This window comes from Streptomyces exfoliatus, assembly GCF_000725545.1.
GTDB lineage: Bacteria > Actinomycetota > Actinomycetes > Streptomycetales > Streptomycetaceae > Streptomyces > Streptomyces exfoliatus.
Genome location: NZ_JNZP01000003.1, coordinates 118,643 through 144,153 on the forward strand (window position 1 = coordinate 118,643; position 25,511 = coordinate 144,153).

Here is a 25,511-nt window from a genome sequence, read left to right on the forward strand (position 1 = left end):
GGATCGGACAGGGATGCACGCACGGGCGCGGCCAAGGGCGCTCCCGCAGGCACGCCCCCAGGAGCACAGGCCGGCGTACGCGAGTACCGCATGGAGGAGCTGGCCACCGCCGCCGGCATCACCGTGCGCACCCTGCGCTTCTACCGCGAACGCGGCCTGATCCCGCCACCCCGCCGCGAAGGCCGGATCGCCTGGTACGACGAACAGCACCTGGCCCGGCTGCGCACCATCGCCGCCCTCCTGGAACGCGGCCACACCCTCACCGGCATCGCCGACCTCACCAGCGCCTTCGAGAGCGGCCGGAACGTCCGCGAGGTCCTCGCGCTCGACTCCCCCAGCGAGGAGGAGCCCGTCCGCCTCACCCCCGAGGAACTCGCCGACCACTTCGCCGGCGAGGTCACCCCGGAGAACCTCGCCGCCGCCCTCGACCTCGGCTACCTCGCCACCGACGGCGAGGAGATCGTCCACATCAGCCGCCGCCTGCTCGACGTCTCCGCCGCCCTCGTCCGCGAGGGCGTCCCCCTCGCCGAGGTCCTCAAGGCCGGCGCCCGGGTCCGCGAGCACGCCGAAGCCCTCGCGGAGCTGTTCACCGACCTGCTGCGCACCCACGCCGCCGAGGACGACCTGTGGCGGCTGCGCCCCCTCGCCAAGAGCGTGGTGGAGGCCGAACTGTCGATGGCGCTCGACCGGCGGCTGCGCCCCACGCCCCCCGGGGAAGCGGCCTCATGACCGCCTGACAGGTTCTTCGAAAGTTCTTCATCACCCCGCTCCTACGGCCGGTTCCACGCACCGAAGGAACGGGAGAACGCACGAGGACCGAGCGGATACCGCTCACCGCGGCGGCCACGGTCGTGGCCTTCGCACTGACCGGCTGCGGTCCGGCTCCCGGCTCCCGGCTCCCGGCAAGGGCGAGGGCGAGGTCACCACGTCCGTCGAGGTCCGGGACAGCGCCCCCGTCGTGCCTCGGCGGGGGCGGGTTCGGCCCGGGACGCGGCTCCGGCCGCTATGCCGACGCGAGGGGGTAGCCGGTGACGAGCATGTCGGTGAACGCGTCTTGGGCGATCCGCCCCTCGCTGTCCACGACGACCTCCTTCATGAGCTCGTCGACCTCCGGCGAGGTCAGCGCGTAGCCCAGGTTCAGGAGGAGTTGACGGAGCTGGGCCTGCGTGATGCCGGCGCCGTCGGTGTCGAGGGCCTTGAACGCGTCGTGCATCCGCTGCACCTGCTCCGTCGGCGTCCCCACGGGCTTCGGAACCATGGCGATGAAGCTCCTGGCGTCGATCCGGGCGTCGGCGCCCCCGGTAACGTCGCGCAGCAGCGCATCGACGGCCGCCCGCTCCAATCCGCCCTCGTCCACGAGAAGAGCTCGCACGTCCTTCTGGCTGACGCCGGTGCCGTCGGCGTTGAGTTCGTTGAACCGGTCCCACAGCGTCTCGCTCTGTTCCTGTGTCATGCGCGTCCGTCCGCCCCTGTCGTCGTGGCACGGAGGTAACCGTGTCGCGACCCAGCGTGTCAGAGCACCGGTCGCCCTGAGCACGAAGCGCGGAGAGCCGGGCGCCGAGCGGTCGGGCCGGAAGCACGCACGCGCGGCACCCAGACCGGTCGACCGGCACCCCCACCTCGACGACACGGGACACTCCGCCCGCATCAGGCGATTCCACCCGCACGCCACCACGCGAAATCCGAACGAAGAATCGACCGGCGAAATCAGCCGACGAATCGATCTACAGCTCGTAGACGGCGGTCACGGGCGCGTGGTCGCTCCACCGCTGCTCATGGGTGGCCGCCCGCTCGACGTAGGCCTTCACGGCCTTGGCGGCGAGACCCGGGCTGGCGATCTGGTAGTCGATCCGCCAGCCGGAGTCGTTGTCGAAGGCCCGTCCGCGGTAGGACCACCAGGAGTAGGGCCCTTCCTGCTCGGGGTGGAGCGCCCGCACGACGTCGACGTACCCCCCGTCGGCCTCGTCGAGGACCCGTCCGAGCCACTCCCGCTCCTCGGGCAGGAAGCCGGCGTTCTTCTTGTTGGCCCGCCAGTTCTTGAGGTCGGCCTCGCGGTGGGCGATGTTCCAGTCGCCGCAGACGACGACCTCACGGCCGTCGGCGGCGGCCCGGGTCCTGAGCTCCTTCAGATAGGGCAGGAACTCCCCCATGAACCGGTACTTCTCGTCCTGACGCTCGGTGCCGACCTCGCCGGAGGGCAGGTAGAGGCTGGCGACGGTCACGCCGGGCAGGTCGGCCTCGACGTACCGGCCGCTGCCGTCGAACTCGCTCGACCCGAAGCCGACGCGCACCCGGTCGGGCTCGCGCCGCGTGTAGAGGGAGACCCCGGCACGCCCCTTGGCGGCGGCGGGGGCGTGGACGGTGAACCAGCCCTCGGGCGCGCGGACCTCGACGGGCAGCTGCGCCTCCTCGGCGCGCACCTCCTGGAGACAGACGGCGTCGGCGGAGGTGCCGGCCAGCCACTCGACGAAGCCCTTCTTGGCGGCGGCCCGAATCCCGTTGACATTCACGCTGGTGACAGTGAGCATCCCGGGAGAATACCGACACCACCACACCGCATACATGTACGATACTCCGCATGAACATCCAGCCCACGCCCTATGACCACCCCGACGCCGTCAAACTCAACGACGCGGTCCAGGCGGAGTACGCCGTCCGCTACGACGACGAGGGCGATGTCACACCGCTGGACGCCGGAATGTTCGTCCCGCCCCACGGCCTCTACCTTCTGGCGTACGACTCCGAGGGCAGCCCGGTCGCCACCGGCGGCTGGCGCACCCAGGACAAGAACGACCAGGGCTACGAGAACGGCGACGCCGAACTCAAGCGCATGTACGTGATCCCCGAGGCCCGCGGCCTGGGCCTGGCCCGCCGCATCCTGGCAGCCCTGGAATCCGACGCCCGCGAGGCCGGCCGCACCCGCATGGTCCTCGAAACGGGCACGGCCCAGCCCGAGGCGATAGCCCTCTACGCCTCCAGCGGCTACGAACCCTGCGCGAAGTTCGGCCACTACCGCGACTACCCCAACAGCCGCTGCTTCGCCAAGCCGCTGACCTGACGGGACCTCACCGCAGGGCGCCCATAGAACACGGAGCCGCACCGCCTCGTCGACGAGGCGGTGCGGCTCTGCGTTGCGCACGGTCCGTCAACTTTGTGAACAGCATTGAAAAGCCATGTGACATGTGCCATTTTACAGCGCAGCCCGTCACGGACGGGATCCCCTCCCCCCTCCCAGGAGTGAATCTTGCGCGCCATGGCCCTCGTCACCGCCCTGCTCATCGCAGCCGTCGCGGCCGCTCCCGCCCAGGCGGCCTCGGCCGAGCCCCCGCCGCCCCACGTCTTCGCGGACCCGGGCCAGCGCCCGGCCCACGGCACCGCCAAAGCCGCCCCTGGCGCGACCGGCGGCGGGCTGGAATCGCGAATCCTGCCGATCGTCCACAACTGCAGCCCGTCGCTCCGGATCCGGGCCCAGGAGATGACCGCCGCCCAACTGGCGGCGACGTGCGCGAGCCTGGCGAACCAGGACGCCTACTTCCACAGCGTGGTCAAGGACTCCGGGCCCGTCGCGAACGACCTCAACACCACCCTGGAGGTCGACGTCTTCAACTCGAGCGCCGACTACAAGGCCTACGCGAGGAAGATCTACGGCATCGACACGAACAACGGCGGCATGTACCTGGAGGGAGATCCCTCAGCGCCGGGCAACCAGCCGCGGTTCATCTGTTACGAGCGCACCGACGTGAGCCCCGGGTGGCAGATCTGGAACCTGAACCACGAGTACACCCACTACCTCGACGGCCGCTACGACCTGTACGGCGACTTCGGTGACAGCCAGACCACCCCCACCGTGTGGTGGGGCGAGGGCATCGCGGAGTACGTCTCCTACTCCTACCGCGGCGTCCCCTACACCAACGCGATAGCCGAGGCCGGCAAGCACACGTACGCCCTGCGCACGCTCTTCGACACCACCTACGCCAACAGCGACGTCAACCGCACGTACAACTGGGGCTACCTCGCCGCCCGCTACATGATCGAGAGGCACCCGGCCGACGTCGCCACCGTGCTGGGCCACTACCGCACCGGCGACTGGGCCGCCGCGCGTTCCTTCCTCACCTCGCTCGACTACGAGAGCGACTGGAACGCCTGGCTCACAGCGGTGGCCGCGGGCGCCTGACCGGGTCGTCGTGGAACGGGACGCCCCGCACGCCTGAACCGCATGACCGAACGACGAAAATCCCGCCCGATCTTTCGATCGGACGGGATTCCCGGTGTCTGTGGACCTGTGGGGATTTGAACCCCAGACCCCCTCGATGCGAACGAGGTGCGCTACCAGACTGCGCCACAGGCCCTTGCGACGTGTGAAACATTAGCATCCCGATCGACGAGAACAAAAATCGCTTCCGCCGCAGGTCAGCCGGGGCCGTCGCCGGCCCCCGGCCGGGGTCATTCGTTGGCCGCCCGGGGGCGGTCGTCGTCGGCGTACTGGTCGAAGAGGGGGGTGCGGCCGTGGTCGCGGCCGCGGCGGGGCTGGGTGGTGCGCTGGCGGGGCGCCGGGGACGGCGCGGGGGCCGGGTCGGCCGCCGTCGAGGAGCGGGCCGCGCTCCAGGTCTCCGGGTCCGTGATGTCGATGCCGCTCGTGGCGCGCGGGGCGACCGGGGCGGTGACGTACGTGGGGAGCGGGACCGGCACCGGGTCCCAGCTGTCGCCGCGGGCCGGGCCGCGGTCGCGCTGCTGGTCGACCCACTCCGCGTGGTCGGTCTGCTCGACCAGGGCGCGCCGGTCCGCCTCCTGCGGGGAGGGGGCCGCCGTGCGTTCGGGGGACGGCTCGGGCGTGGGGGCCGGGCGCCTGCTCTCGCGGAGCCGGGCCGCGGCGGCCTCGGCGCGCCGGCGGTCCATCACGTACACGAAGCGGCGTCGTTCCTGGACCCGCAGATGGACGATGTACGCGCTGAGCAGCAGGGCGGGGACGGCCGGCGCCCACAGGAACGCGACGCCGCCGACGGCCGCGACGACCGCGCCGAGGGTGAATCCCGCGAAGAGGAGCGTCGTGGTGCGCCGGCGCCGGGCGAGGACCTTGCCGCGGCGGGCGCGCTCGGCGGCGGCGCCGGTGGCCGGGCGGGCCGGTGCGGGCGCCGAAGCCTGCGCCTGGGCCTGGTGAGGCGCGGGTTCCGGTTCGGGTTCCGGGAGTTCCAGGCGCGCTTCCGTCCTGGCCGCGGGCGCGGAAAAGGCCCGGACGTCGACCGAGCTCAGATGCTCGGTCTCCGCGTCCGGGTCCACGTCGGGCGTCGGACCCTCCGCCGTACGGTCCCGCTCCTTGAGCTCCTTGGCGTACCGGCGCTCCATGCCCGCCCGTCCGGAAAGCAGCCGGATGGCGGTGCTGAAGCGTTCCGTCGGACGGGCTTCGTTCAGCTCGTCCTGCCTGCGGAGCCACATCGGCACCAAGTAGGCGGCCCAGGCCCCGACGATGACTGCGTAGATGAGGCCGCTGCTGCTCACGGTTCACACGGTAGAGGGGTTCGCGTGACGGCATCGGCCAATTGGCCCGGTGTGTCGCACGATCTGGCTGATATCACTGAACTTTTTTGTGATTGTTCAGATCGTTTGCCTGACAACTACCGATTGAATTCGAACATCTATTTTATTCTGTTCTGGCGCCAGCGGCGCAACAGTCCCTCCGGCACTTCCTCCGCCGTCAGCGCGAAGACCAGATGGTCCCGCCACGCGCCGTCGATGTGGAGATAGCGGGGGCGCATGCCCTCCTCGCGGAAGCCGAGTTTCTCCACGACCCGGCGCGAAGGGCCGTTCTCCGGGCGGATGCAGACCTCCATGCGGTGCAGGCCCACCGAGCGGAAGCAGTGGTCGACGGCGAGCGCGACCGCCGTCGGCATCACCCCGCGCCCGGCCACCTCGCTGTCCACCCAGTACCCCACGTGCCCGGAGCACATCGAACCCCAGGTGATGCCGGCCACCGTCAACTGGCCGACCAGCCGCCCCCGGTACTCGATCACGAACGGCAGCATCCGGCCCGCGTTCGCCTCCGACCGCAGATGGCGGACCATCTGACGGTACGTCGGCCGCTGCGCGACCGGGCCGCCGGGAGCCGGCGGCGGGACCGTCGCCTCCCAGGGCCGCAGCCACTCGCGGTTGCGCCGGTTCACCTCACGCCAGGCCGCGTGGTCGCGCATCCTTATCGGGCGGAGCACCACCTCGTCGTCCACGAGGACCACAGGCCAGGACGGGATCACGACGGTCTCGGATGGTCGCCGCCACGAATCTGGTCGACGGCGTGCCGGAGGATCGGTTCCAGGACGGTCAGGCCGTCACGCACCCCGCCGGACGACCCGGGCAGGTTCACGATCAAAGTGCCGCCCGCGACCCCCGCGAGGCCGCGCGAGAGCGCCGACGTCGGCACCTTCTCCCGGCCGAACGCGCGGATCGCCTCCGGGATGCCCGGGATCTCCCGCTCCAGGACCCGCCGGGTCACCTCGGGCGTCTCGTCGGTGGGCGAGATGCCCGTACCGCCGGTGGTGACGATGACGTCGTACCCGGCGGCGACCCCGGCGCGCAGGGCCGCCTCGACGGGCGCCCCGTCCGGGACGACCTGCGGACCGTCCACGGCGAACCGCATCCGGGTGAGGCCCTCGGCGATCAGCGGGCCGCCCTTGTCCTCGTAGACCCCGGCGGAGGCCCGGTTGGAGGCGGTGACGACCAGCGCGCGGTAGGCCGCGGCCGGGACCTCCTCCGGTGCCCCGGCGGGCTCCTCGTGCTCGTGGGTCCCCGCCACCCGGCCCGCGCGCGTCACGCCTCGGCCCTCGTCCAGTGGCCCGACTTGCCGCCCGTCTTCTCCTCCACCCGTACGTCGGAGATGACCGCGCCCTTGTCGACCGCCTTGATCATGTCGACGACCGTCAGGGCGGCCACCGAGACCGCCGTCAGGGCCTCCATCTCGACGCCCGTGCGGTCCGTGGTCTTCACCGTGGCCAGGATCTCGACCGCGTCGTCCGTGACCGCCAGGTCCAGGGTCACGCCCGAGACGGCCAGCGGGTGGCACAGCGGGATGAGGTCCGGGGTCTTCTTGGCACCCATGATCCCGGCGATCCGGGCGGTCGCGAGCGCGTCGCCCTTCGGGACGCCCTCCCCGCGCAGCAGCTCGATCACGCGCGGCGAGACGAGCACCCGCCCGCTGGCACGGGCGGTGCGGGACGTGACGTCCTTCGCCGATACGTCGACCATGCGGGCCGCGCCCGCCTCGTCGATGTGGGTGAGACCTTGCTGCGTGCTCATGGCCGTGACACTCCCGGTCGCTGTGTGGGACGACACCGTACCCCCACCCTCGCCCCCTCAGCCGAGGAGGACCACTTCCAGCTCGGTGCCCGGGTCCACCGTCTCCGTGTCCTCCGGGACCACGAGCAGGCAGTCCGCGTGCGCCAGGGCCGCGATCAGGTGGGAGCCCGCGCCGCCCACCGGGGTGACGGTGCCCGCCTCCGGGTCGTACGTCCCCCGGAGGAACTGGCGGCGCCCGGCGGGTGACGACAGCGCCTTGTCCGCGACGAGCTCCGCCCGCACCCGCGGCCGGTGCAGGTCCTCGACGCCCATGAGGGCGCGGATCGCGGGACGGACGAACAGCTCGAAGGAGACGTACGACGAGACCGGGTTGCCCGGCAGCGCCAGGAGCGGGATCTGCTCGGCGCCGATCGCGCCGAAGCCCTGCGGCTTGCCCGGCTGCATGGCCAGCTTGCGGAAGTCGACCTGCCCGTCGGCGGTCAGCGCCTCCTTCACCACGTCGTACGCGCCGACGCTCACCCCGCCCGTGGTCACGATCAGATCGGCCCGGATGAGCTGGTCCTCGATCGTCGCGCGCAGCGACTCCGCGTCGTCGGCGACGGCCCCCACCCGGTAGGCGAGGGCGCCCGCGTCCCGCGCCGCCGCGGCGAGCGCGAAGCTGTTGGAGTCGTGGATCTGGCCCTCGCCCAGCGGCTCGCCGGGCTGGACCAGCTCGCTGCCGGTGGACATGACGACGACCCGGGGGCGGGGCCGGACCTTCACGGTGCCCCGGCCGATGGCCGCGAGCAGGCCGATCTGCGGCGGGCCCAGGACCGTGCCCGCCGCGAGGGCGAGCTCCCCTGCCCGTACGTCGCTGCCCGCCCTGCGGACATGGGCGCCGGCCTCGGCGGACCGGTGCACCCGGACCTCGCCGGCCGCGCCCTCGGGTGCGGCGCTGGCAGCGGTCATGCCGGTGGCCGCGCCCCCGCCCGTACCGCCGTCGGTCCACTCGACGGGGACGACGGCCTCGGCGCCGGGCGGCAGCGGGGCGCCGGTCATGATGCGGGCGGCCTGGCCGGGGCCGACCTCGGGCAGGCCGTCCGCGCCCGCCGCGACGTCGCCGACCACGGTGAGGACGGCGGGGAACTCCTCGGTGGCACCGGAGACATCGGCGACCCGGACCGCGTACCCGTCCATGGAGCTGTTGTCGAAGGGGGGCAGCGCGACCGGCACCGTCACGTCCTCGACGAGGACACAGCCCTGCGCGTCGAGGAGTTGCAGTTCGATGGGTTCGAGCGGGCCGACGGTCGCGAGGATGTCGGCCAGGTGCTCGTCCACCGACCACAGACCGCGGGCCGGGCCCGCGCAGGGGTCCGCACCCTGCTGGTGGTCGTGGTCGTCGTGGGACGGCGACGGTGCCGCGCTGCTGCTCAAGGTCCTACATCTCCTCGCTGACGTATCTCCGGAGCCAGGCCCGGAAGTCCGGTCCCAGATCTTCACGTTCGCACGCGAGTCTGACAATGGCACGCAGATAGTCACCGCGGTCACCGGTGTCATAGCGGCGCCCCTTGAACACGACGCCGTGCACCGGGCCGCCGATCTTCTCGTCGGAGGCGAGCTTCTGCAGGGCGTCGGTCAGCTGGATCTCGCCGCCGCGGCCCGGCTCGGTCTCCCGCAGCATCCCGAAGACGGCCGGATCCAGGACGTAGCGGCCGATGATCGCGTAGTTGCTGGGCGCCTCGTCCGCGTCCGGCTTCTCGACCAGGTCCGTCACCTTCACGACGTCCGAGTCGACGGTCGCCTCGACCGCGGCGCAGCCGTACAGGTGGATCTGCGAGGGCTCGACCTCCATGAGGGCGATCACGCTGCCGCCCTCCCGCTCCTGGACCTCCACCATCCGGGAGAGCAGCGGGTCGCGGGGGTCGATCAGGTCGTCGCCGAGGAGGACCGCGAAGGGCTGGTCGCCGACGTGCGGGGCGGCGCAGAGCACGGCGTGGCCGAGGCCGCGCGGGGCGCCCTGGCGCACGTAGTGCATGGTGGCGAGGTCGCTGGACTCCTGGACCTTGGAGAGGCGCTCGGCGTCGCCCTTGCGGCTCAGGGCCTCCTCCAGCTCGTAGTTCCGGTCGAAGTGGTCCTCCAGGGGACGCTTGTTCCGTCCGGTGATCATCAGGACGTCGGAGAGGCCGGCCGCGACGGCCTCCTCGACGACGTACTGGATGGCCGGCTTGTCGACGACCGGCAGCATCTCCTTCGGCGTCGCCTTGGTCGCCGGGAGGAAGCGGGTGCCGAGGCCGGCGGCCGGGATGACAGCCTTGCTGATCCGGCCGAGCCTGGGGAGCGACTGATTCATGCGGTGCACCTTAGCCGTTCGGAATGAGAGGAAGATGTGGGTTCGGTTAACTTCCTCCACATAAAGCCAGTTACAAGAGTTTTGTGAATGCAGACGAGGCCGTCATGACACCTGAGATGTCCGAAAAGACCCTGCTGCGGGGCCGACTTCTGGCCGCGCGCGCGACGCTGGACGCCCCTTCCCTGGCACACACGGCCGCGTCACTCGCCCGCCACGGACTGGAACTCGCCGAACTCGCCGGGGCGTCCACCGTCGCCGCCTACGTGTCGGTGGGCCGCGAGCCGGGCACGCGCGCGTTGCTCGACGCCCTCCACGCGCGCGGGGTACGGGTCCTGCTGCCCGTCCTGCTCCCCGACAACGACCTGGACTGGGCCGCGTACGAGGGCCCCGAGCGACTCGCGAAGGCGGGCCGCGGGCTCCTCGAACCCGTCGGGCCCAGGCTCGGTCCCGAGGCCGTGTGCTCCGCGGACGCCGTCCTGCTTCCGGGCCTCGCGGTCGACGGGCGCGGGATGCGGCTCGGGCGTGGCGGCGGCTCGTACGACCGGGTGCTCGCCCGGCTCACGCGCGCGGGCGCCGACCCGGCCCTCGTGGTGCTCCTCTACGCGGACGAGGTGGTCGCGCGGGTCCCGGAGGAACCGCACGACCACCCCGTACACGCGGTGGTGACCCCCGAGGGGGTGGTCCGCTTCGCGGCGGGCCCTACGGCTTGAGGACCAGCGTGTCCTTCGTCGCCGCGTCGACCGCCGCCTTGCCGTAGGCCCAGTCGAACAGGTCGCCCTTGGCCCAGGCGTCCGTCTGGTCGGTGTAGTTCGAGTGGAAGGCGTGACCGGAGGCCCCGGTCAGGTTGATCCACCGGGACTTGTCCCAGTCGCCGACGTTGACCACCATCCGCATCGACGGCACCCAGATCACCTCGTAGCCGCCGGCCGCGTTCCAGCCGGTGGCGTCGACGGCCGCCTCGCCGCCGCCCAGGTTCCACGGGCCGCGGTTGAGGAGCTGCCGCACTGCGCCGGGTCCCGCGGTGCCGAGGGTCTGGTTCTCGAGGGTCAGCTGGTGCAGCCGGCCCCAGCTCCAGGTGGAGACGTCCTTGCCGAGCTTGGCGGTCAGCTCCCAGCGTGCGTCCTTCATGGCGCGGGCGAGCAGCTGGTCACGGGTCTCGGTGGCCTGGTCGGTGCGGTTGCCCGGGGTGACCCACCACTCGTTCTTCTCCTGCTTGAGGAGCGGGCGGACCACCTCGTACCAGCGGTCGCCGCCGTCCGGCTGCGCCGAGTCGGGGTCGCGCTGGCCGCATTCCCGTACGAGCTTGTTCTGCTCGTCGACCGGGCCGGTGGCGTCGGCGGGACGGACGTTGATGCAGTCGCCCTCGGCCCGCAGTTCCTTGGGCAGCTTGTCGCCGAAGGCGAGCTTGAGGACGTTGCGCCAGACCGCGTTGAAGTAGGCGGCTGCGGCCGAGTCGGGCTCCTGCGTGTAGTCCCAGCCTTCGAGGAGCTTCTGCGCCTCGCGGACGTACGGGTCGGAGATGTCGATCTTCAGCAGGAGCGGGTTGAGCAGGGTCGCGATCTCGCTGCGGTTGTCGGTCTGCATGGTGCGCATGTCGTCCGGCGAGATCTTGCCGCCGTCCTTGGTCTTCGACTCGATGAGGTCGTTGATCCGCTGGCTGCGCGAGCCGTAGCCCCAGTCCTTGGTGAGCAGGTCGGGGTAGGTCTTCTGGTCGATGACGGCCTGGTTGGCGGTGACGATGTAGCCGCGCTCCGGGTCGTACTCGTAGGGCAGCTGCTCGAAGGGGATGTAGCCCTTCCACTTGTACGTGGAGTCCCAGCCGGGCGCCGGGAGGGCGCCGTCGCCCTTGGTGCGCTGCGGGATCTTGCCGGGCGACTGGTAGCCGATGTGGCCCTCGGTGTCGGCGTAGATCAGGTTCTGGGACGGGACCTCGAAGTTCTTGGCCGCGGCCCGGAAGGTGGTGAAGTCCTTGGCGCGGTCGATCGCGAAGATCGCGTCCATCGACTTGCCCGGCTGGAGCGCGGTCCACTGGAGGGAGACGCCGTAGCCGGTGCCGCGGTCGGGGGCGGAGTTGCCGACGGGGGCCTGCTGGCCGACCTTCTCCAGTTCGGAGGAGCGGTCGGAGACGAGCGGGCCGCGCTCGGTGGAGCGGACGGTGATCGTCCGGTCGCTGCCGCCGGCGACCTTGATGGTCTCCTCGCGGACCGTGAAGGGCTTGACCTTGCCGTCGACGAGGTAGCCGTCCGGGCCGATCCTCTCCAGGTAGAGGTCGGTGACGTCGGCGCCGAGGTTGGTGAGGCCCCAGGCGATCTTGTCGTTGTGGCCGATGATCACACCGGGCATGCCGGAGAAGGTGTAGCCGGAGACGTCGTAGCGGCAGGTGGCCGAGACCGAGCGACAGTGCAGACCCATCTGGTACCAGAGGGACGGCAGCTGGGGCGCGAGGTGCGGGTCGTTGGCGAGCAGCGGCTTGCCCGAGGTCGTGTACTGACCCGAGACGACCCAGGAGTTCGAGCCGATGCCGTTGCCGTTGGGTCCGAGGAGGGCGGGGATGCCGTCCAGGACCTCGGAGAGCGCGCCGAGCTGGGACTCGATCCCCTGACCCGAACCGTCCGAGCCGCCGGGGCCGTTGCCCGGGGTCTCGCCGGTGGTCGCGCCGTCGGCCTCGCCGGCCTCGGCCTTCGGGTCGAACTTTCCGCTGTCCTCGTCGACCGCGCCCTTCGGGACGATCGGCTGGTGGAGCGCGTACGGGTACTCCGGGTACAGCTGCTTGATCTGGCTCGCGCTCAGCCGGCTCGTCATCAGCGAGCGGTCGATCTCGTCCTGCATGTTGCCGCGCAGGTCCCAGGCCATCGCCTTGAGCCAGGCCACCGAGTCGACCGGCGTCCACGGCTCGATCGCGTAGTCGTTGGTGAGGGCCAGGGCCGCGTACTCGACGGAGATGTCGGCCGGGGCCCGGTCCTTCAGATAGGCGTTGACGCCCTCCGCGTACGCCTGGAGGTACTTCTTCGTCTCGGCCGACAGGACCTTGTCGTACTCCTGCTGCGCGACCCGGCGCCAGCCGAGGGTGCGCAGGAAGGAGTCGGTCTCGACCTGGCCCTCGCCGAACATCTCGGAGAGCCGGCCCGCGGTCACGTGCCGCCGGACGTCCATCTCGTAGAAGCGGTCCTGCGCCTGGACGTAGCCCTGGGCGCGGAAGAGGTCCGTCTCGTTGTCCGCGTAGATCTGCGGGACGCCGTTCGCGTCGCGCTTGACCTCGACCTCGCCGGACAGCCTGTCGAGCCGGATCTCGCCCGTGGTCTGCGGGAACGAGGCCCGGACGGTGCTCACACCCCAGAACCCGCCGAATCCGACGCCCGCGACCAGGGCGAGGACCAGGACGAGGAGGATCAGGCGGGCGCGCCGCCCTTTCTTCTTGGCGGGAGGCGCGGTCGTGTTGGAGGGCATCGCTGTCCTTCGAGGGGCAGGGTGGTCCTGGAGTACGGGAGCAACCTTAGGCGCAGCGTCCGGACGGCCCGGACGCGGTGTCGGGAAGAGAACCGTACTGGCGAGCGAAGAACCCTGCGGAAGGCGTCAAGAAAACGTTAAAGATTAGGTAAGGTAACGAAGTGTCGGCCGCTGGAGGAACGATCCAGCTGCTTGTGAGGGGAAGGAACGGCCACTGACTGTCCACCAGCTCAACGAACTCCTGCTCATCAGCTCCCTCGTGCTGCTGATCGCAGTCGCGGCCGTACGGATCTCGTCCCGGAGCGGCCTCCCCAGCCTGCTCCTCTACCTCGGCATCGGCGTCGCGATAGGCCAGGACGGCATCGGCAACGTCGCCTTCGACAACGCCGAACTGACGCAGGTCATCGGCTACGCCGCCCTTGTCGTCATCCTCGCCGAGGGTGGCCTCGGCACGAAGTGGAAGGAGATCAAGCCGGCGCTCCCGGCCGCGGTCGTCCTCTCCACCCTCGGCGTCGCGGTCAGCGTCGGCATCACCGCCACCGCCGCCCACTACCTCGTCGGCCTCGACTGGCGACAGGCCCTGATCATCGGCGCCGTCGTCTCCTCGACCGACGCCGCGGCGGTCTTCTCCGTCCTGCGCAAGGTGCCGCTGCCCTCACGGGTCACCGGCGTCCTGGAGGCCGAGTCCGGCTTCAACGACGCCCCCGTCGTCATCCTCGTCGTCGCCTTCTCCACCGCGGGACCCGTCGACCACTGGTACGTCCTCGTCGGCACGATCGCCCTCGAACTCGCCATCGGCGTCGCCGTCGGCCTCACCGTCGGCTTCCTCGGCGCCTACGGGCTCCGGCACGTCGCGCTGCCCGCCTCCGGCCTCTACCCGATCGCCGTCATGGCCATCGCCGTCGTCGCGTACGCCGCCGGCGCCATGGCCCACGGCTCCGGCTTCCTCGCCGTCTACCTGGCCTCGATGATCCTCGGCAACGCCAAGCTGCCGCACGCGCCCGCGAACCGCGGCTTCGCCGAGGGACTCGGCTGGATCGCCCAGATCGGCATGTTCGTCCTGCTCGGCCTGCTCGTCACCCCGCACGAGCTCGTCCACGACTTCTGGCCCGCCGTCGTCATCGGCCTGGTCCTGACGGTGGTCGCGCGGCCCCTGGAGATCCTGGTCAGCCTGCTGCCCTTCCGGATCCCCTGGCAGGAACAGGCCCTCATGTCCTGGGCTGGACTGCGCGGCGCCGTGCCCATCATCCTCGCCACCATCCCGATGGTGTCGCAGATCGAGGGCAGCGAACGGATCTTCAACATCGTCTTCGTCCTCGTCGTCGTCTACACCCTCGTCCAGGGCCCGACCCTGCCCTGGCTCGCGAAGGCCCTGAAGCTCGGCGACGGCTCGGAGGCCTCCGACCTCGGCGTCGAGTCCGCCCCCCTGGAACGGCTCCGCGGCCACCTGCTCTCCGTCGCCATCCCGGAGAACTCCCGCATGCACGGTGTCGAGGTCGCCGAGCTGCGCCTCCCCGCCGGGGCGGCCGTCACCCTCGTCGTACGGGAGGAGGCGAGCTTCGTCCCCGGCCCCACGACCGTCCTTCGGCGCGGCGACGAACTCCTCGTCGTCGCCACCGACCCGGTACGGGACAGCACCGAACGGCGACTGCGCGCGGTCGGACAGGGCGGCAAGCTCGCGGGCTGGCTCGGCACCGGAGGCGCCACGGCGGCCTCGCGCCCCTCGGGGACGGCGCTGCGGTTCCACCGGCACGGCCACCAGGAGAAAAAGCCGTCCGCGTGAGCGAACAGACGGTTGATCCGAGGCATAAATTGAAGGGAGGAGCGTTTTCCCAGGCAGGAAGACGCTCCTCCCTGTACCATGAAGGCACACCTGATCGAACCAACTCTGCCTGACGCAGAGCTGGCGCGACCGTATGGCGGCCGTGGCGCCCCTCCGCAGTGGGGCCGGCCCGGTATCTACCGCAGTAACGCGCATGAGGACAGCTCTCGGCGACACCCGCACCACCGTGCCGGGGCGCGCTACCAGGCGGCAGAAAGGCCAGGACCGTGGCGTCCACGGTCAACTACGACAAGCGACCCGGCTACGGGCAGCTTCTGCGCACCCCCGGTGCGCTGTCCTTCCTGCTCCCCGGCTTCGCCGCCCGGCAGCCCTTCGCGATGCTGACCATCGGCATCGTCCTGCTCGTCCAGCACACCACCGGCTCCTTCGGCAGCGCCGGCGCGGTCGCCGCCGTCACCGGCGTCTCCATGGCGCTGTTCGCGCCGCAGAGCGGCAAGCTCGCCGACCGCTTCGGCCAGCGCGCCGTCCTCGTCCCCGGCGTCCTGATCCACACCGCGTCCGTCTCCCTGCTCGTGGTGCTCGCCCTGACCGGCGCCCCGCTCTGGGCCCTGTTCCTGGCCGCCGTGCCCGCCGGTGCCTCCGTGCCCCAGGTCGGACCGATGGTCCGGGCCCGCTGGGCCGCCAAGCTGGACGGCACCCCGCTGATGCCGACGGCCGCGGCCTTCGAGTCCGTCACGGACGAGTTCACCTTCGTCGTCGGACCCGTCCTCGCCACCGCCCTGTGCACCGGCGTCCACCCGGCCGCCGGCCTGATCACCGAGGCCGCCCTCACCCTCGTCGGCGGACTCTTCTTCGCCGCCCAGCGCGCCACCCAGCCCGCGTTCGGCGCCGCCTCGGCCACCTCCGCCGAACCCCGCCGCTCGGCGCTCTCCATCCCCGGTGTCCGCGTCCTGATCGTCGCCTTCCTCGGCATCGGCTCGGTCTTCGGCGGCATGCAGGTCTCCCTCACCGCCTTCACCGAGGAGATCGGCAACCCCGGCGCGAACGGCCTGCTGTACGGGGTCTTCGCCGCCGGCAACATGCTCGCGGGCATCGCCATGGGCACCGTCGCCTGGAAGATCGGCCCCCGCCACCGCCTGATCCTCGGATACGCCGGCCTCACCGTCGCCGCGTCCCTGCTGTGGACCGCGCACTCGGTGCTGCTCCTCGGCGCCCTGGGCCTGGTCGTGGGGCTGTGCATCGCCCCCGCCCTGATCACCGGCTACACCATCGTCGAGACCCTGATCCCGGCCTCGGCCCGTACCGAGGCCTTCACCTGGCTCACCGGCGCCGTCGCGCTCGGCCAGGCCGCGGCCGTCACGGTCGCCGGGCGCCTCGCCGACGCCCAGGGATCGAGCGCCGGATTCCTGGTCCCGATGGCGGGCACCGTGCTCGCCCTCGCCACGCTCCTGGCCCTGCGGTCGCGGCTGCGGCCGCGCGAGACCAGCCGGGTCGCGGCACGTGGTATCGGTCACCGCGTGCCGGTGGCGGTGGACTGATCCCGCGGAATACGTCAGTATGGATCGTCGTTAGCACTCGATGAGTGTGAGTGCCAGGAGGAAGACAAGTGCCGACCTACCAGTACCAGTGCACCGAGTGCGGCGAAGGCCTCGAGGCGGTGCAGAAGTTCACCGATGACGCGCTGACCGAGTGCCCCAGCTGCAACGGACGCCTGAAGAAGGTGTTCTCGGCCGTCGGCATCGTCTTCAAGGGATCCGGCTTCTACCGGAACGACAGCCGCGGCTCGTCGTCCAGCAGCTCGCCGGCCGCGTCGAAGTCCTCGACCCCGTCGTCCTCGGCCCCTTCGTCGTCCTCGACGTCGGACGCCAAGCCGGCCGCGTCGACCGCTTCGGCGTCCTCTTCCGCCTCCTCGACGTCCTCGTCGAGCACCGGAAGCTCGGCCGCCTGACCGCATTTCCAGTTTTCCGGCTTTCCGCCGAGGGCCCCGTCGCAGTGTGCGACGGGGCCCTCGGGGTTCTCCGGACACGCCGCCTAGGCTGACCGGCATGACGACCCACGGCGCGTACGCGGACATCGGTGTGATCGGCGGCTCCGGCTTCTACTCGTTCCTGGAGGACGTCACGGAGGTGTCCGTCGACACCCCGTACGGCAGCCCCAGCGACTCCCTCTTCCTCGGCGAGATCGCCGGCCGGCGGGTCGCCTTCCTCCCCCGGCACGGCCGGAGCCACAGCGTCCCGCCGCACCGCATCAACTACCGCGCCAACCTCTGGGCCCTGCGCTCCGTGGGCGTACGGCAGATCCTCGGGCCCTGCGCCGTCGGCGGGCTCCGCGAGGAGTACGGGCCGGGCACGCTCGTCGTCCCCGACCAGCTCGTCGACCGTACGAAGGCCCGGGCGCAGACCTACTTCGACGGGGAGCGGCGGGCGGACGGGGTCGTGCCCCGCGTCGTCCACGTGACCTTCGCCGACCCCTACTGCCCCGACGGGCGGCGGGTCGCGGTGAAGGCCGCCCGGGGGCGGGGCTGGGAGCCGGTCGACGGCGGCACGATGGTCGTGGTCGAGGGGCCCCGCTTCTCCACCCGGGCCGAGTCCCGGTGGCACGCGGCGGCCGGCTGGTCGGTCGTCGGCATGACAGGGCACCCGGAGGCCGTCCTCGCCCGCGAGCTGGGCCTCTGCTACACCTCGCTCGCGCTCGTCACCGACCTGGACGCGGGCGCCGAGACCGGCGAGGGCGTCTCGCACACGGAGGTGCTGCGGGTGTTCGGCGAGAACGTGGGACGGCTGCGGGAGGTGCTGTTCGACGCGGTGGGCGCGCTGCCGGCGTCCGCGGACCGGGACTGCCTGTGCACGCACGCGCACGACGGCTGGGACCTGGGGATCGAGCTGCCGTGAACCCCCTGGAGGGTGAGGGGGTTGTCCACAGCCGTCGGGCGATCCCCAGGGCGGAGCGGGGAGCGGGCGCGGCCGGGAGAGTGGGGGTCGTTCCACTCCCGACCAGGACGGCGGCACCTCACGATGACGGCCCCCCTCTCCCCTCTTTCCTCCCACTCCTCCTCCCCCACCTCCCTCTTCTCCTCCTTCGCCCCCGCCTCCCTTCCCGCCGCGTGCGTGGTGCCGGAGTTCGAGCCCCTTCGGGTACGAGGGAGCCGGCAGCGGCTCCGCAGGGCGCTCCGCCGGGGGCGGTGGGCGCCGGCGGTGCTCCTCGCCCTCGTCGCGGCTGCCTTCGCCGTCGCCTCCGGCGCCCCGCCACCGGGCGCTCCGGCCGGGGATCCGGCTACCGCCGCCGTCGCCGCCCGCGCGCGGCCGCCCGTCGCCGTCCGTCTCGTGTCCGCTCCGGTCCGGATCGCCGACGCCGCGACCGTACGGCTGCTGCGCCCGGGCGACCGGGTCGACGTGATCGCCGCGCCCAACTCGCCGCTCGGCACGGCGGGTGAGGCCCGGGTGGTCGCGACGGGCGCCCGAGTGGCCGAAGTTCCGGACCCGGGTGAGACTCGTTCGGACGGAGGGGCGCTCGTCGTCCTGTCCGTGCCGCGGTCGACGGCGGCGACCCTCGCGGGTGCCGGTGTCACGTCCCAACTGGCGGTGACGGTGTGCTGATTCGCACTGACTGCCTGTCAAGTCACCGTTCCGTGTGTACGGATTGGACCTTTCTGCGTCGATCACGGCGTAATGGCTCCGCACACAGCAGCAGCACAAGCGACGAAAGGCACCTTGGTGGCCGAGAACAAGGAAAGTTTGCTGGCAGGCTTCAAGGCCTTCCTGATGCGTGGCAACGTGATCGACCTCGCCGTGGCGGTCGTGATCGGTGCCGCGTTCACCAACATCGTCAACTCGGTGGTCAAGGGCATCATCAACCCGTTCGTCGGCGCCTTCGGCACGAAGAACCTGGAGAGCTACGCGTCCTGTCTGAAGGACCCGTGCCGGGTGGTCGACGGCGAGATGCAGGGCATCCAGATCCAGTGGGGCCTGGTCCTCAGCGCGGTGCTGAGCTTCCTGATCACCGCAGCCGTCGTCTACTTCCTGATGGTCCTGCCGATGGCGAAGATCCTCGCGAAGCGCGCCGCGCAGGACAAGGCGAAGGAGAGCGTCGCGGAGACCATGGAGATCACCGAGCTGGAGGTGCTCAAGGAGATCCGCGACCACCTCGTCGCCCAGCGCGGCCCGCTCACGGGTGGGGGCGCCGGACCGAACTCCAACGGGTCACGCTCCGGTACGGCCTCGGGAACGCACTCCACCTCCTGACCGGCAGTACATGCCGGGATCAGAGGTGGTGCGGCGGCTTCTCGTCGAGGAAGCGCGCGAGGTCGGCGGCACTGTCACCGCCGGCCGGAGGCCGCTCTCCCCAGCCACGGTCCGTGTCGTCCGCGGACTGCTGGTCCAGCGGATCGTCGAAGACGAGTACCGGCTTCGTCTCGGTCGTGGGATGCGGACCGGGTCGCTTCGCGTCTCGCGGTCCGTGGGCGGGGGCGGTGCTCATACCTTCAGGGTACGCCCGCTGCCCCGCCCCGCACCCCGCTGATCTGCGTATCTCTGCTCAACGGTCCTTGGGGTCGACGGCCCAGAGGCCGAGCACCATCAGGAACGACAGGACGAGGAAGCCCGCGCCCCACCAGGCGGTGCCGGTGTCGCCGGCCATCCACTCGTCCACCACGATCGTCAGCCCCCAGAGCTGGCCGATGACGACCGTGAGCGCCAGCGCGAGCCGCGCGGACAGCTTCGAGGAGCGCTCCGGTTCCTGCTCCGTACCCGCTCCAGGGCCCGGCCCGGTGTGCCGGACGCGGGGATCGCCGTATCCGCTGGTGGCACGGATCTGCGGGTACCGCTCGCGCACCGGCCGGTTCAGTCGCGGCTGGATGCTGCCCGGGGTGTACGCGGGAGGCCGGGGGGCCTCCGGGGGCCTGGCGTGTTCCGGGGACCCGGTGTGCTCCGTGCCCCTCCTGGGGGGTTCCGGGGTCGTCACCGGATCCGGGGTCAGGGCCGGGTCGGGGGTCCTGGAGTGTTCCGGGGATTCGGGCGGTTCCGGTGTCCTGCGCGGTTCCGGGGCTTCGGGGTCGCGGGGGAAGGGGGGCTCGGTCATGTCCGCGCGCTCCTCTCCGCCGTCCTGCCTGCCGGGGCGCCCGCGCCGATGCCGGGGCAGCCGAGACGGTCGGCGAGGTCGGGACGGTCGTCGCCCAGCTGGCGGCAGAGGCCCTCGCGGGCGCTCTCGCCCGAGCGGGCGGTGCCGACCGCCCAGACGCTGCCGTCGGCCTCCTCCACCAGGAGCACCTTGGGCAGGCCGCGCGGCGGCGGGCCCGCGGTGACCTCTCCCGTGCGGGCGTCGAAGACGCCTTCGTGGCAGGGGCAGTACAGCTCGCCCTCGCTGCCCCGCTCCTTGCGCCAGAGGACGGCGCAGGCGAGGTGGGTGCAGACGGCGGAGTAGCCGGCGAGGGTGCCGTCCTCCAGGCGGACGGCGACCGCGCGGTCCTCGCCTCCGGGATAGCGGAAGGCGAGGGACTCGCCGGGCAGGATCTGGTCGGCGATCTTCTTCGGCTCGGGTGCCCCGTCGCTGTCGCCGTGCCGGTGGAGGATGCCGGAGGCGACGGCGACGCCGCCGACGGCGAGACCGCCGGAGACGGTGGCGACGATCCGCAGGTAGTCGCGGCGGGTGGTGAGGGAGTCGGCGGCGATCCGGTCGTGCAGCGCTTCCCGGGCCGCGTCGGAGTGGGGGCCCGAGGTGGGTGGCTGGGGGTCGGTCACGCTCAACGGACGTCCTTTCCATTGATCTCGACGACCGGGAGGCCGCCGGGTACCGGCCACTGGACCTTGTCCGCGGGGACGACCATCGCGACACCGGTGGTGACGGTGGAGCCGCCGAAGGTGAAGGAGTCGGCGACCTGGACGCCGGGGCGTTCGGCCTGGAGCTCTTCGAGGGTTCCGTAGAAGAGGGCGCCGGTGGGGCAGACCGTGGCGCACATCGGGGCGAGGCCGTAGGCGGTGCGGTCGTAGCAGAGGTTGCACTTCATCTGGAGCTTCGCCTGGAGGTCGATCTTGGGGACGCCGAAGGGGCAGGCGTTGACGCAGTTGGCGCAGCCGATGCAGCGGGTGGTGTCGGCCTGCTGCACGACGCCGTCGGCGGTCACGAGGATCGCGTCGGCGGGGCAGACCTCGGCGCAGGGGGCGACGGGGTCCTCGCAGTGCATGCAGACGGTGGGGAGGGAGGCGACGGAGTGGCCTTCGTCGGGGTAGTCGAGGTGGATCATCGACTTGCCGCGGTGGGAGTCGCATTCGCGGCAGGCGGAGACGCAGGCCTGGCAGCCGATGCAGCGGCCCGGGTCGATGAAGATCGTGCGGCCCATCATGTGCGGGTCAGCTCCTCTCCGAGGTGCCGCGGCCCTGGGGGGAGGTGGGGGGCAGCGGGTCGGTGCGGGAGACCTGGGTCTCCGGGTAGGCCTGGTGTCCGGGGGCGGTGGGCGGGGCGGGGACCTCGTCGATGTGCGGGGCGGCCTCGATGCGGGCGGCGCAGACCTTGTACTCGGGGATCTTGGAGCGGGGGTCGAGGGCGTCGATGGTGAGGGCGTTGGCCGCGGTGGGGACCGGCCAGTGGTAGGGGATGAAGACGGTGTCGGGGCGGATCGCCTCGGTGACCAGGGCCGGGAAGACCTCGCTGCCGCGGCGGGTGACGACGCGGACGGGGTCGCCGTTGCGGAAGCCGTGGGAGGGGTGGACCTCGACCCAGGGGCGCGGGGTCTGTTCGACGAGGGCGCCGAGGCGGCGGGTCTGGTTGCCGGAGAGGAAGTGGGCGACGGTGCGGCCGGTGGTCAGCGAGAGGGGGTACTCCTCGCTGTACGGGTCCATCGGCGGGTGCCATTCGACGACCTGCATGTGGATGGTGCCGTCGGGGTGGTAGGTGCGGCCGTCCTCGAAGAGGCGGGGGGTGCCGGGGTGATCGGTGCTGGGGCAGGGCCAGGCGATGCCACCGGTCTCCTCCAGGCGTTCGTAGGTGATGCCGTAGTAGTCGTTGACGGTTCCGGCGGAGGCGACGCGGAGCTCCTCGAAGACGGAGCGGGAGTCGGGGAAGTCGAACTTGTCGCCGGCGCCGAGCCGGCGGGCGAGTTCGCAGATGACCCAGGTGTCGGTGCGTACGCCGGCCGGTGGTTCCTGGGCCTTGTTGTGCTTGACGACCCGGGCCTCGGCATTGGCCATGACGCCTTCGTCCTCGGCCCACACGGTGACGGGGAAGACCACGTGCGCGTTGGCGGCGGTCTCGGAGAGGAAGAAGTCGAACTGGGCGTGGAACTGGAGGGTGTCGTAGCCGTCCTTGACGGTGGCGTAGTGGGGCAGCGAGACGAAGGGGTTGTTGCAGATGCCGACGAGGCCGCGGATCTCCTTGCGCTGCATCTGCCAGACCATCTCCATCATGGAGGTGCCTGCGGGAGGGAGTTCGGACTCGTCGATGCCCCAGATCTCGCAGATCTGGCGGCGGTGCTCGGGGTTGGTGATGGAGCGGCCGCCGGGGAGGAGGTCGGACTTCTGGCCGTGTTCGCGGCCGCCCTGACCGTTGCCCTGGCCGGTGATGGTGCCGTAGCCGGCGCCGGGCTTGCCGATGTTCCCGGTGGCGGTGCACAGGTTGATGATGCTGAGGCAGTTCTCGACGCCCTGGGAGTGGTGCTCGACGCCGCGGGCGTGCCAGGCCATGGCCTTGCCCGCGCCCGCGAACATGCGGGCGACCTGGACGATCTGCTCCTCGGGGACGCCGCAGATCCGGGCCGACCGGGCGGGCGGGTAGTCGGCGACGGTCTTCCTGACCTCCTCCCAGCCGGTGGCGTGGGCGGCGAGGTACGCCTCGTCGGTGAGGCCTTCGGCGACGACGACGTGGAGGACGGCGTTGAAGAAGGCGGAGTCGGTGCCGGGTTTGAGGGCGACGTGGATGTCGGCGGTGCGCGCGATGGCTGTCTCGCGGGGGTCGACGACGATCAGGGTGGCGCCCCGGTCGCGGGCTCCCCACAGGTACTGGGTCATGACGGGGAAGCATTCGCCGACGTTGGAGCCGGCGATGAGGAGGCAGTCGGTGAGGAGGATGTCGGAGAAGGGGTTTCCCGCGCGGTCGATGCCGAAGGCGAGTTTGTTGGCGCCGGCGGCGGAGACCATGCAGAGGCGTCCGTTGTAGTCGACGTGCCGGGTCCTGAGGGCGACCCGGGCGAACTTGCCGACGAGGTAGGTCTTCTCGGAGTAGAGGCTCGCGCCGCCGAGGAGGCCGAAGGCGTCGTTGCCGTACTCGCCCTGGATGCGGCGGATCTCGGCGGCGGTGTGGTCGAGGGCCTCGTCCCAGCTGACCTCGCGGAACTCCTCGTCGCGATTGCGGCGCATGAGGGGTGCGGTGAGCCGGTCGGGGTGGTTGACCTGCTGGTAGGCGTTGATGCCCTTGGGGCAGAGCCGCATCCGGTTGATGTCGTGGTTGCGGGGTTCGACGCCGAAGACCTTGCCGCCGCGGTCGACCCGCAGGTACATGCCGCACTGGACACCGCAGAAGCAGCAGTGGGTGGGGACGAGGGTCTCGCCGTTCTGGTCGGCGTGCCAGCGGTCGGCGGGGATGCCGCCGGCGTCCCGGAACGCGCGGGTGCCGGGCGGGGCGAGGGAGGGGTCGAGCGGCACCGGCTGCCCGGGGGTGGTCGCGGGGTCGGTCGCCGTCATTTGAAGCCCTTCTTCACATGGTCGAGGTAGGCGTTGCCGCGGAGGACGCGCTTGCAGCGGGGGCAGTACTCGGCCCACTCGTCGAAGCCGAGGTCGAGGTCGCGCATGGTGCCCCGGAGGTTCTCGACGTACGGGGCGGTGTCGATGGGCTCGTGGCAGCGGCGGCAGGTGAGCACCTCCTCGTCCTTGCGGCGGGAGGTGTACTTGAAGAGCTGCATGCCGACGGCGGCGGGCCGCTGCACGATGTGGAAGAACTTCCCGAAGGGGATGTAGATGAGGGTGAAGACGACGGACACCATGTGGAGGATCGCGAGGAACTCGTAGCCGCCGCCGTGCAGGAAGATCGACGAGAAGGTGAGCAGGAGCCCGGTCACGGAGACGACGACGAGGGCGATCAGCGGCACCAGGTCGTAGGCGAAGCGCTGGCCGGTGACGGCCCCGCGGTCCTTCATGCGGCGCCAGAGGAAGTAGGCGGCGCCGGCGATGACGAGGACGGCCGCGATGTCGAGGCCGTGGAACATGAGCCAGCCGAGGACGCTGAGGGCGTCGAAGCCGATGATCTTGAAGCCCCAGATCCGCATCTCGTAGCCGGGGCCCGAGCCGGTGGAGGAGGTGAAGGTGAACCAGCCCCAGGTGAGCGGGAAGGTGATCGCGGCGGCGAGCAGACAGCCCCAGAAGACGAGCTGGTGGGCGGCCCAGCGGGCGTGGGAGCGGGCACCGAGGAACTTCTGGAAGCCGAGGTAGGTGGCGATCATCTTCGGCAGGGCGGTGGGTGCCTTGCGGAAGTTCGCGACGGAGAAGAAGGAGCGCCAGCCCTGCTTGAAGAGGCGGCGGGCGCCGGGCGCGGAGATCCAGACGGTGTAGCGGTAGGCGACGCCGAAGGCGAGGAAGACGGTGGCGACGGCGTACGGGAGGAGGGCCGAGTCGAAGTCGCGGAGCAGGCGGCTGCCGAAGACGATCGCGATGATCAGCAGGACGGAGACGGCGGTGCCGGCGAGGGTGGCGCGGCGGCGCACGGCGGCCGGTGACCGCGGGGAGCTCTCGGCAGCCGGGTTTCCGGGGGCGGGGCCCTGGACGGGGCCGGGGGCGGGGGTCGGCTCGGCTGTCTTCGGTGGCTCGGTCACGCGGCCACGGTAAGGGCCTACGTCATGTTTCGCCCTGTTTTGCGAGGTGACGGGGTGAGGGCGTCGCTCAGACGGCGTTCAGCCCGTGGGCGCGGAAGACCTCGCGGACCCCGGCGATCTGCTCGGGGCTCGGGGAGGGCGTGTCATGGAGGGTGAACGGCTTGGCGAGCGCCTGCCACTTCGCTTCGCCGAGCTTGTGGAAGGGCAGGATGTCCACGCGGGTGACGTTGCCGAGACCTCCGGCGAAGGCGGCGACTCCCTCGACGTCGGCGGGGTCGTCGGTGAGCCCCGGGACGAGCACGAAACGGACGTGGACCTCCTGGCCGAGGTCGGCGAGGCGCCGGGCGAAGTCCAGGGTCGGCCCCAGCGGCCGGCCGGTGACCTTCCTGTACGTGTCGGGGTGCCAGGACTTGATGTCGAGCAGGACCAGGTCGGTGTCCCGCAGCAGGGCGTCGGTGGCGCGGACCCCGAGGAAGCCCGAGGTGTCGAGGGCGGTGTGCAGGCCGAGTTCGTGCTTCAGGCGGTGGAGGAGTTCGCCGGTGAAGACGGGCTGGAGGAGGGGTTCGCCGCCGGAGATCGTGGCTCCGCCGCCGGCGGCGGAGATGAAGCGGACGTACTTGGACGCCTCGGCGATCATGGCGTCGGCCGAGGTCCGCTCGCCGTCGCGCATCTTCCAGGTGTCGGGGTTGTGGCAGTAGAGACAGGTGAGGGGGCAGCCGGAGAGGAAGGCGACGAAGCGGGTGCCGGGGCCGTCGACGCCGGTGGACAGGTCCCAGGAGTGGACCGAGCCCTCGGAGGGCCGGTGGGTCGCGGCGGCGGCCGGGGTGACGGGTCCGACGGTGAGGCCGGTCATGGCAGGACCTTCTTCGAAGGGT

At 71.3% G+C, this 25,511-nt stretch carries 25 protein-coding genes, 1 tRNA gene and 1 pseudogene; 10 read left to right on the forward strand and 17 right to left on the reverse strand.

Translation table 11 applies throughout. The features are described 5' to 3' along the window. The first annotated feature begins 90 nt into the window (after positions 1–90). The gene (locus IO20_RS0105475) at positions 91–729 is read left to right on the forward strand and encodes a MerR family transcriptional regulator (protein WP_037634709.1); all 639 of its coding nucleotides are present in this window, start codon (positions 91–93) and stop codon (positions 727–729) included. Between the two features lie 274 nt (positions 730–1,003). Here the strand turns inward: IO20_RS0105475 and IO20_RS0105480 are convergent, their stop codons facing one another. After that, complete coding sequence (locus IO20_RS0105480) at positions 1,004–1,453, reverse strand: EF-hand domain-containing protein (RefSeq protein WP_030546588.1); 450 nt, start codon at positions 1,451–1,453, stop codon at positions 1,004–1,006. A gap of 271 nt (positions 1,454–1,724) precedes the next feature. Further along, positions 1,725–2,528: an exodeoxyribonuclease III gene (locus IO20_RS0105485; protein WP_030546589.1), complete on the reverse strand. Its 804-nt coding sequence runs from the start codon at positions 2,526–2,528 to the stop codon at positions 1,725–1,727. A gap of 50 nt (positions 2,529–2,578) precedes the next feature. On the opposite strand from IO20_RS0105485, the gene IO20_RS0105490 reads away from it, so the two are divergent. Together IO20_RS0105490 and IO20_RS0105495 are read left to right on the forward strand one after the other, a co-directional pair. Beyond that, positions 2,579–3,058, forward strand: a complete 480-nt coding sequence (locus IO20_RS0105490; protein WP_030546590.1) for a GNAT family N-acetyltransferase — start codon at positions 2,579–2,581, stop codon at positions 3,056–3,058. A 351-nt stretch (positions 3,059–3,409) separates the two neighbouring features. Next, positions 3,410–4,168, forward strand: a pseudogene (locus IO20_RS0105495) (collagenase); the annotation flags it as partial. A gap of 107 nt (positions 4,169–4,275) precedes the next feature. Here IO20_RS0105495 and IO20_RS0105500 read toward each other — a convergent pair. From IO20_RS0105500 to galU, 7 genes are all read right to left on the reverse strand, one after another. Next, positions 4,276–4,349 (reverse strand) — tRNA-Ala (locus tag IO20_RS0105500). A 94-nt stretch (positions 4,350–4,443) separates the two neighbouring features. Next, complete coding sequence (sepX, locus tag IO20_RS0105505; protein WP_030546592.1) at positions 4,444–5,496, reverse strand: divisome protein SepX/GlpR; 1,053 nt, start codon at positions 5,494–5,496, stop codon at positions 4,444–4,446. A gap of 137 nt (positions 5,497–5,633) precedes the next feature. After that, the gene (locus IO20_RS0105510; RefSeq protein ID WP_030224059.1) at positions 5,634–6,245 is read right to left on the reverse strand and encodes a GNAT family N-acetyltransferase; all 612 of its coding nucleotides are present in this window, start codon (positions 6,243–6,245) and stop codon (positions 5,634–5,636) included. After that, positions 6,242–6,784 (reverse strand): MogA/MoaB family molybdenum cofactor biosynthesis protein, encoded by a 543-nt coding sequence (locus IO20_RS0105515; protein WP_078945857.1) that lies wholly within the window; start codon positions 6,782–6,784, stop codon positions 6,242–6,244. The genes IO20_RS0105510 and IO20_RS0105515 overlap by 4 nt, the downstream gene beginning before the upstream one ends. Positions 6,785–6,798: 14 nt before the next feature. After that, positions 6,799–7,284, reverse strand: a complete 486-nt coding sequence (gene moaC / locus IO20_RS0105520; RefSeq protein WP_030546596.1) for a cyclic pyranopterin monophosphate synthase MoaC — start codon at positions 7,282–7,284, stop codon at positions 6,799–6,801. 57 nt (positions 7,285–7,341) lie between these two features. Continuing rightward, entirely contained in the window at positions 7,342–8,697 is a 1,356-nt protein-coding gene (gene glp, locus IO20_RS0105525) for a molybdotransferase-like divisome protein Glp (protein ID WP_051874288.1), read from the reverse strand. Between the two features lie 4 nt (positions 8,698–8,701). Continuing rightward, entirely contained in the window at positions 8,702–9,613 is a 912-nt protein-coding gene (galU, locus tag IO20_RS0105530; RefSeq protein WP_030224051.1) for a UTP--glucose-1-phosphate uridylyltransferase GalU, read from the reverse strand. Between the two features lie 104 nt (positions 9,614–9,717). On the opposite strand from galU, the gene IO20_RS0105535 reads away from it, so the two are divergent. Continuing rightward, the gene (locus IO20_RS0105535; protein WP_030546600.1) at positions 9,718–10,323 is read left to right on the forward strand and encodes a 5-formyltetrahydrofolate cyclo-ligase; all 606 of its coding nucleotides are present in this window, start codon (positions 9,718–9,720) and stop codon (positions 10,321–10,323) included. On the opposite strand, the gene IO20_RS0105540 is transcribed toward IO20_RS0105535, so the two are convergent. Next, positions 10,313–13,060 carry a penicillin acylase family protein gene (locus tag IO20_RS0105540; protein ID WP_030546602.1) on the reverse strand — a complete coding sequence of 916 codons (2,748 nt, stop codon included), beginning with the start codon at positions 13,058–13,060 and terminating at the stop codon, positions 10,313–10,315. The genes IO20_RS0105535 and IO20_RS0105540 overlap by 11 nt on opposite strands. A 259-nt stretch (positions 13,061–13,319) precedes the next feature. Here IO20_RS0105540 and IO20_RS0105545 point away from each other — a divergent pair, with 259 nt between their 5' ends. From IO20_RS0105545 to mscL, 6 genes are all read left to right on the forward strand, one after another. After that, a complete protein-coding gene (locus tag IO20_RS0105545; RefSeq protein ID WP_030546603.1) occupies positions 13,320–14,843 on the forward strand; it encodes a potassium/proton antiporter in 1,524 nt (507 codons plus the stop codon). Between the two features lie 266 nt (positions 14,844–15,109). Continuing rightward, positions 15,110–16,381, forward strand: coding sequence for an MFS transporter (locus tag IO20_RS0105550; RefSeq protein ID WP_030546605.1), 1,272 nt, complete (start codon positions 15,110–15,112; stop codon positions 16,379–16,381). A gap of 68 nt (positions 16,382–16,449) precedes the next feature. Further along, on the forward strand, positions 16,450–16,791 hold the full coding sequence (locus IO20_RS38290) for an FmdB family zinc ribbon protein (RefSeq protein WP_078945851.1): 342 nt from the start codon (positions 16,450–16,452) through the stop codon (positions 16,789–16,791). 97 nt (positions 16,792–16,888) lie between these two features. Beyond that, entirely contained in the window at positions 16,889–17,734 is an 846-nt protein-coding gene (locus IO20_RS0105560) for an S-methyl-5'-thioadenosine phosphorylase (protein WP_030546607.1), read from the forward strand. A 123-nt stretch (positions 17,735–17,857) separates the two neighbouring features. Then, a complete protein-coding gene (locus IO20_RS0105565; RefSeq protein ID WP_245684872.1) occupies positions 17,858–18,439 on the forward strand; it encodes a hypothetical protein in 582 nt (193 codons plus the stop codon). Positions 18,440–18,556: 117 nt separating this feature from the next. Then, positions 18,557–19,084: a large conductance mechanosensitive channel protein MscL gene (mscL, locus tag IO20_RS0105570; RefSeq protein WP_037634712.1), complete on the forward strand. Its 528-nt coding sequence runs from the start codon at positions 18,557–18,559 to the stop codon at positions 19,082–19,084. A 19-nt stretch (positions 19,085–19,103) separates the two neighbouring features. Here mscL and IO20_RS0105575 read toward each other — a convergent pair whose 3' ends face one another. From IO20_RS0105575 to pflA, 7 genes are all read right to left on the reverse strand, one after another. Beyond that, the gene (locus IO20_RS0105575; RefSeq protein WP_030211884.1) at positions 19,104–19,319 is read right to left on the reverse strand and encodes a hypothetical protein; all 216 of its coding nucleotides are present in this window, start codon (positions 19,317–19,319) and stop codon (positions 19,104–19,106) included. A 57-nt stretch (positions 19,320–19,376) separates the two neighbouring features. After that, entirely contained in the window at positions 19,377–19,697 is a 321-nt protein-coding gene (locus IO20_RS0105580; protein ID WP_397792558.1) for a hypothetical protein, read from the reverse strand. Positions 19,698–19,915: 218 nt separating this feature from the next. Further along, on the reverse strand, positions 19,916–20,584 hold the full coding sequence (locus IO20_RS0105585) for a Rieske (2Fe-2S) protein (protein ID WP_030546615.1): 669 nt from the start codon (positions 20,582–20,584) through the stop codon (positions 19,916–19,918). Beyond that, a complete protein-coding gene (locus IO20_RS0105590; protein WP_030546616.1) occupies positions 20,581–21,180 on the reverse strand; it encodes a 4Fe-4S dicluster domain-containing protein in 600 nt (199 codons plus the stop codon). Before IO20_RS0105590 ends, IO20_RS0105585 begins: the two co-directional genes overlap by 4 nt. 7 nt (positions 21,181–21,187) lie before the next feature. After that, positions 21,188–23,512 (reverse strand): molybdopterin oxidoreductase family protein, encoded by a 2,325-nt coding sequence (locus IO20_RS0105595; RefSeq protein WP_030546618.1) that lies wholly within the window; start codon positions 23,510–23,512, stop codon positions 21,188–21,190. Further along, the gene (locus tag IO20_RS0105600; protein ID WP_030546620.1) at positions 23,509–24,636 is read right to left on the reverse strand and encodes a hypothetical protein; all 1,128 of its coding nucleotides are present in this window, start codon (positions 24,634–24,636) and stop codon (positions 23,509–23,511) included. The genes IO20_RS0105595 and IO20_RS0105600 overlap by 4 nt, the downstream gene beginning before the upstream one ends. A 67-nt stretch (positions 24,637–24,703) precedes the next feature. Continuing rightward, entirely contained in the window at positions 24,704–25,489 is a 786-nt protein-coding gene (gene pflA / locus IO20_RS0105605) for a pyruvate formate-lyase-activating protein (RefSeq protein ID WP_030546622.1), read from the reverse strand. Positions 25,490–25,511: the final 22 nt, after the last annotated feature.

What these genes read in the sequence shown, in the direction of transcription:
- IO20_RS0105595 (WP_030546618.1), bottom strand. Translation starts at nt 23,512, where the DNA reads ATGACGGCGACCGACCCCGCGACCACCCCCGGGCAGCCGGTGCCGCTC.
- IO20_RS0105560 (WP_030546607.1), top strand. Translation starts at nt 16,889, where the DNA reads ATGACGACCCACGGCGCGTACGCGGACATCGGTGTGATCGGCGGCTCC.
- IO20_RS0105475 (WP_037634709.1), top strand. Translation starts at nt 91, where the DNA reads ATGGAGGAGCTGGCCACCGCCGCCGGCATCACCGTGCGCACCCTGCGC.
- IO20_RS0105535 (WP_030546600.1), top strand. Translation starts at nt 9,718, where the DNA reads ATGACACCTGAGATGTCCGAAAAGACCCTGCTGCGGGGCCGACTTCTG.
- galU (WP_030224051.1), bottom strand. Translation starts at nt 9,613, where the DNA reads ATGAATCAGTCGCTCCCCAGGCTCGGCCGGATCAGCAAGGCTGTCATC.
- pflA (WP_030546622.1), bottom strand. Translation starts at nt 25,489, where the DNA reads ATGACCGGCCTCACCGTCGGACCCGTCACCCCGGCCGCCGCCGCGACC.
- IO20_RS0105565 (WP_245684872.1), top strand. Translation starts at nt 17,858, where the DNA reads ATGACGGCCCCCCTCTCCCCTCTTTCCTCCCACTCCTCCTCCCCCACC.
- IO20_RS0105590 (WP_030546616.1), bottom strand. Translation starts at nt 21,180, where the DNA reads ATGATGGGCCGCACGATCTTCATCGACCCGGGCCGCTGCATCGGCTGC.
- IO20_RS0105540 (WP_030546602.1), bottom strand. Translation starts at nt 13,060, where the DNA reads ATGCCCTCCAACACGACCGCGCCTCCCGCCAAGAAGAAAGGGCGGCGC.
- IO20_RS0105485 (WP_030546589.1), bottom strand. Translation starts at nt 2,528, where the DNA reads ATGCTCACTGTCACCAGCGTGAATGTCAACGGGATTCGGGCCGCCGCC.
- IO20_RS0105480 (WP_030546588.1), bottom strand. Translation starts at nt 1,453, where the DNA reads ATGACACAGGAACAGAGCGAGACGCTGTGGGACCGGTTCAACGAACTC.
- moaC (WP_030546596.1), bottom strand. Translation starts at nt 7,284, where the DNA reads ATGAGCACGCAGCAAGGTCTCACCCACATCGACGAGGCGGGCGCGGCC.
- IO20_RS0105575 (WP_030211884.1), bottom strand. Translation starts at nt 19,319, where the DNA reads ATGAGCACCGCCCCCGCCCACGGACCGCGAGACGCGAAGCGACCCGGT.
- IO20_RS0105490 (WP_030546590.1), top strand. Translation starts at nt 2,579, where the DNA reads ATGAACATCCAGCCCACGCCCTATGACCACCCCGACGCCGTCAAACTC.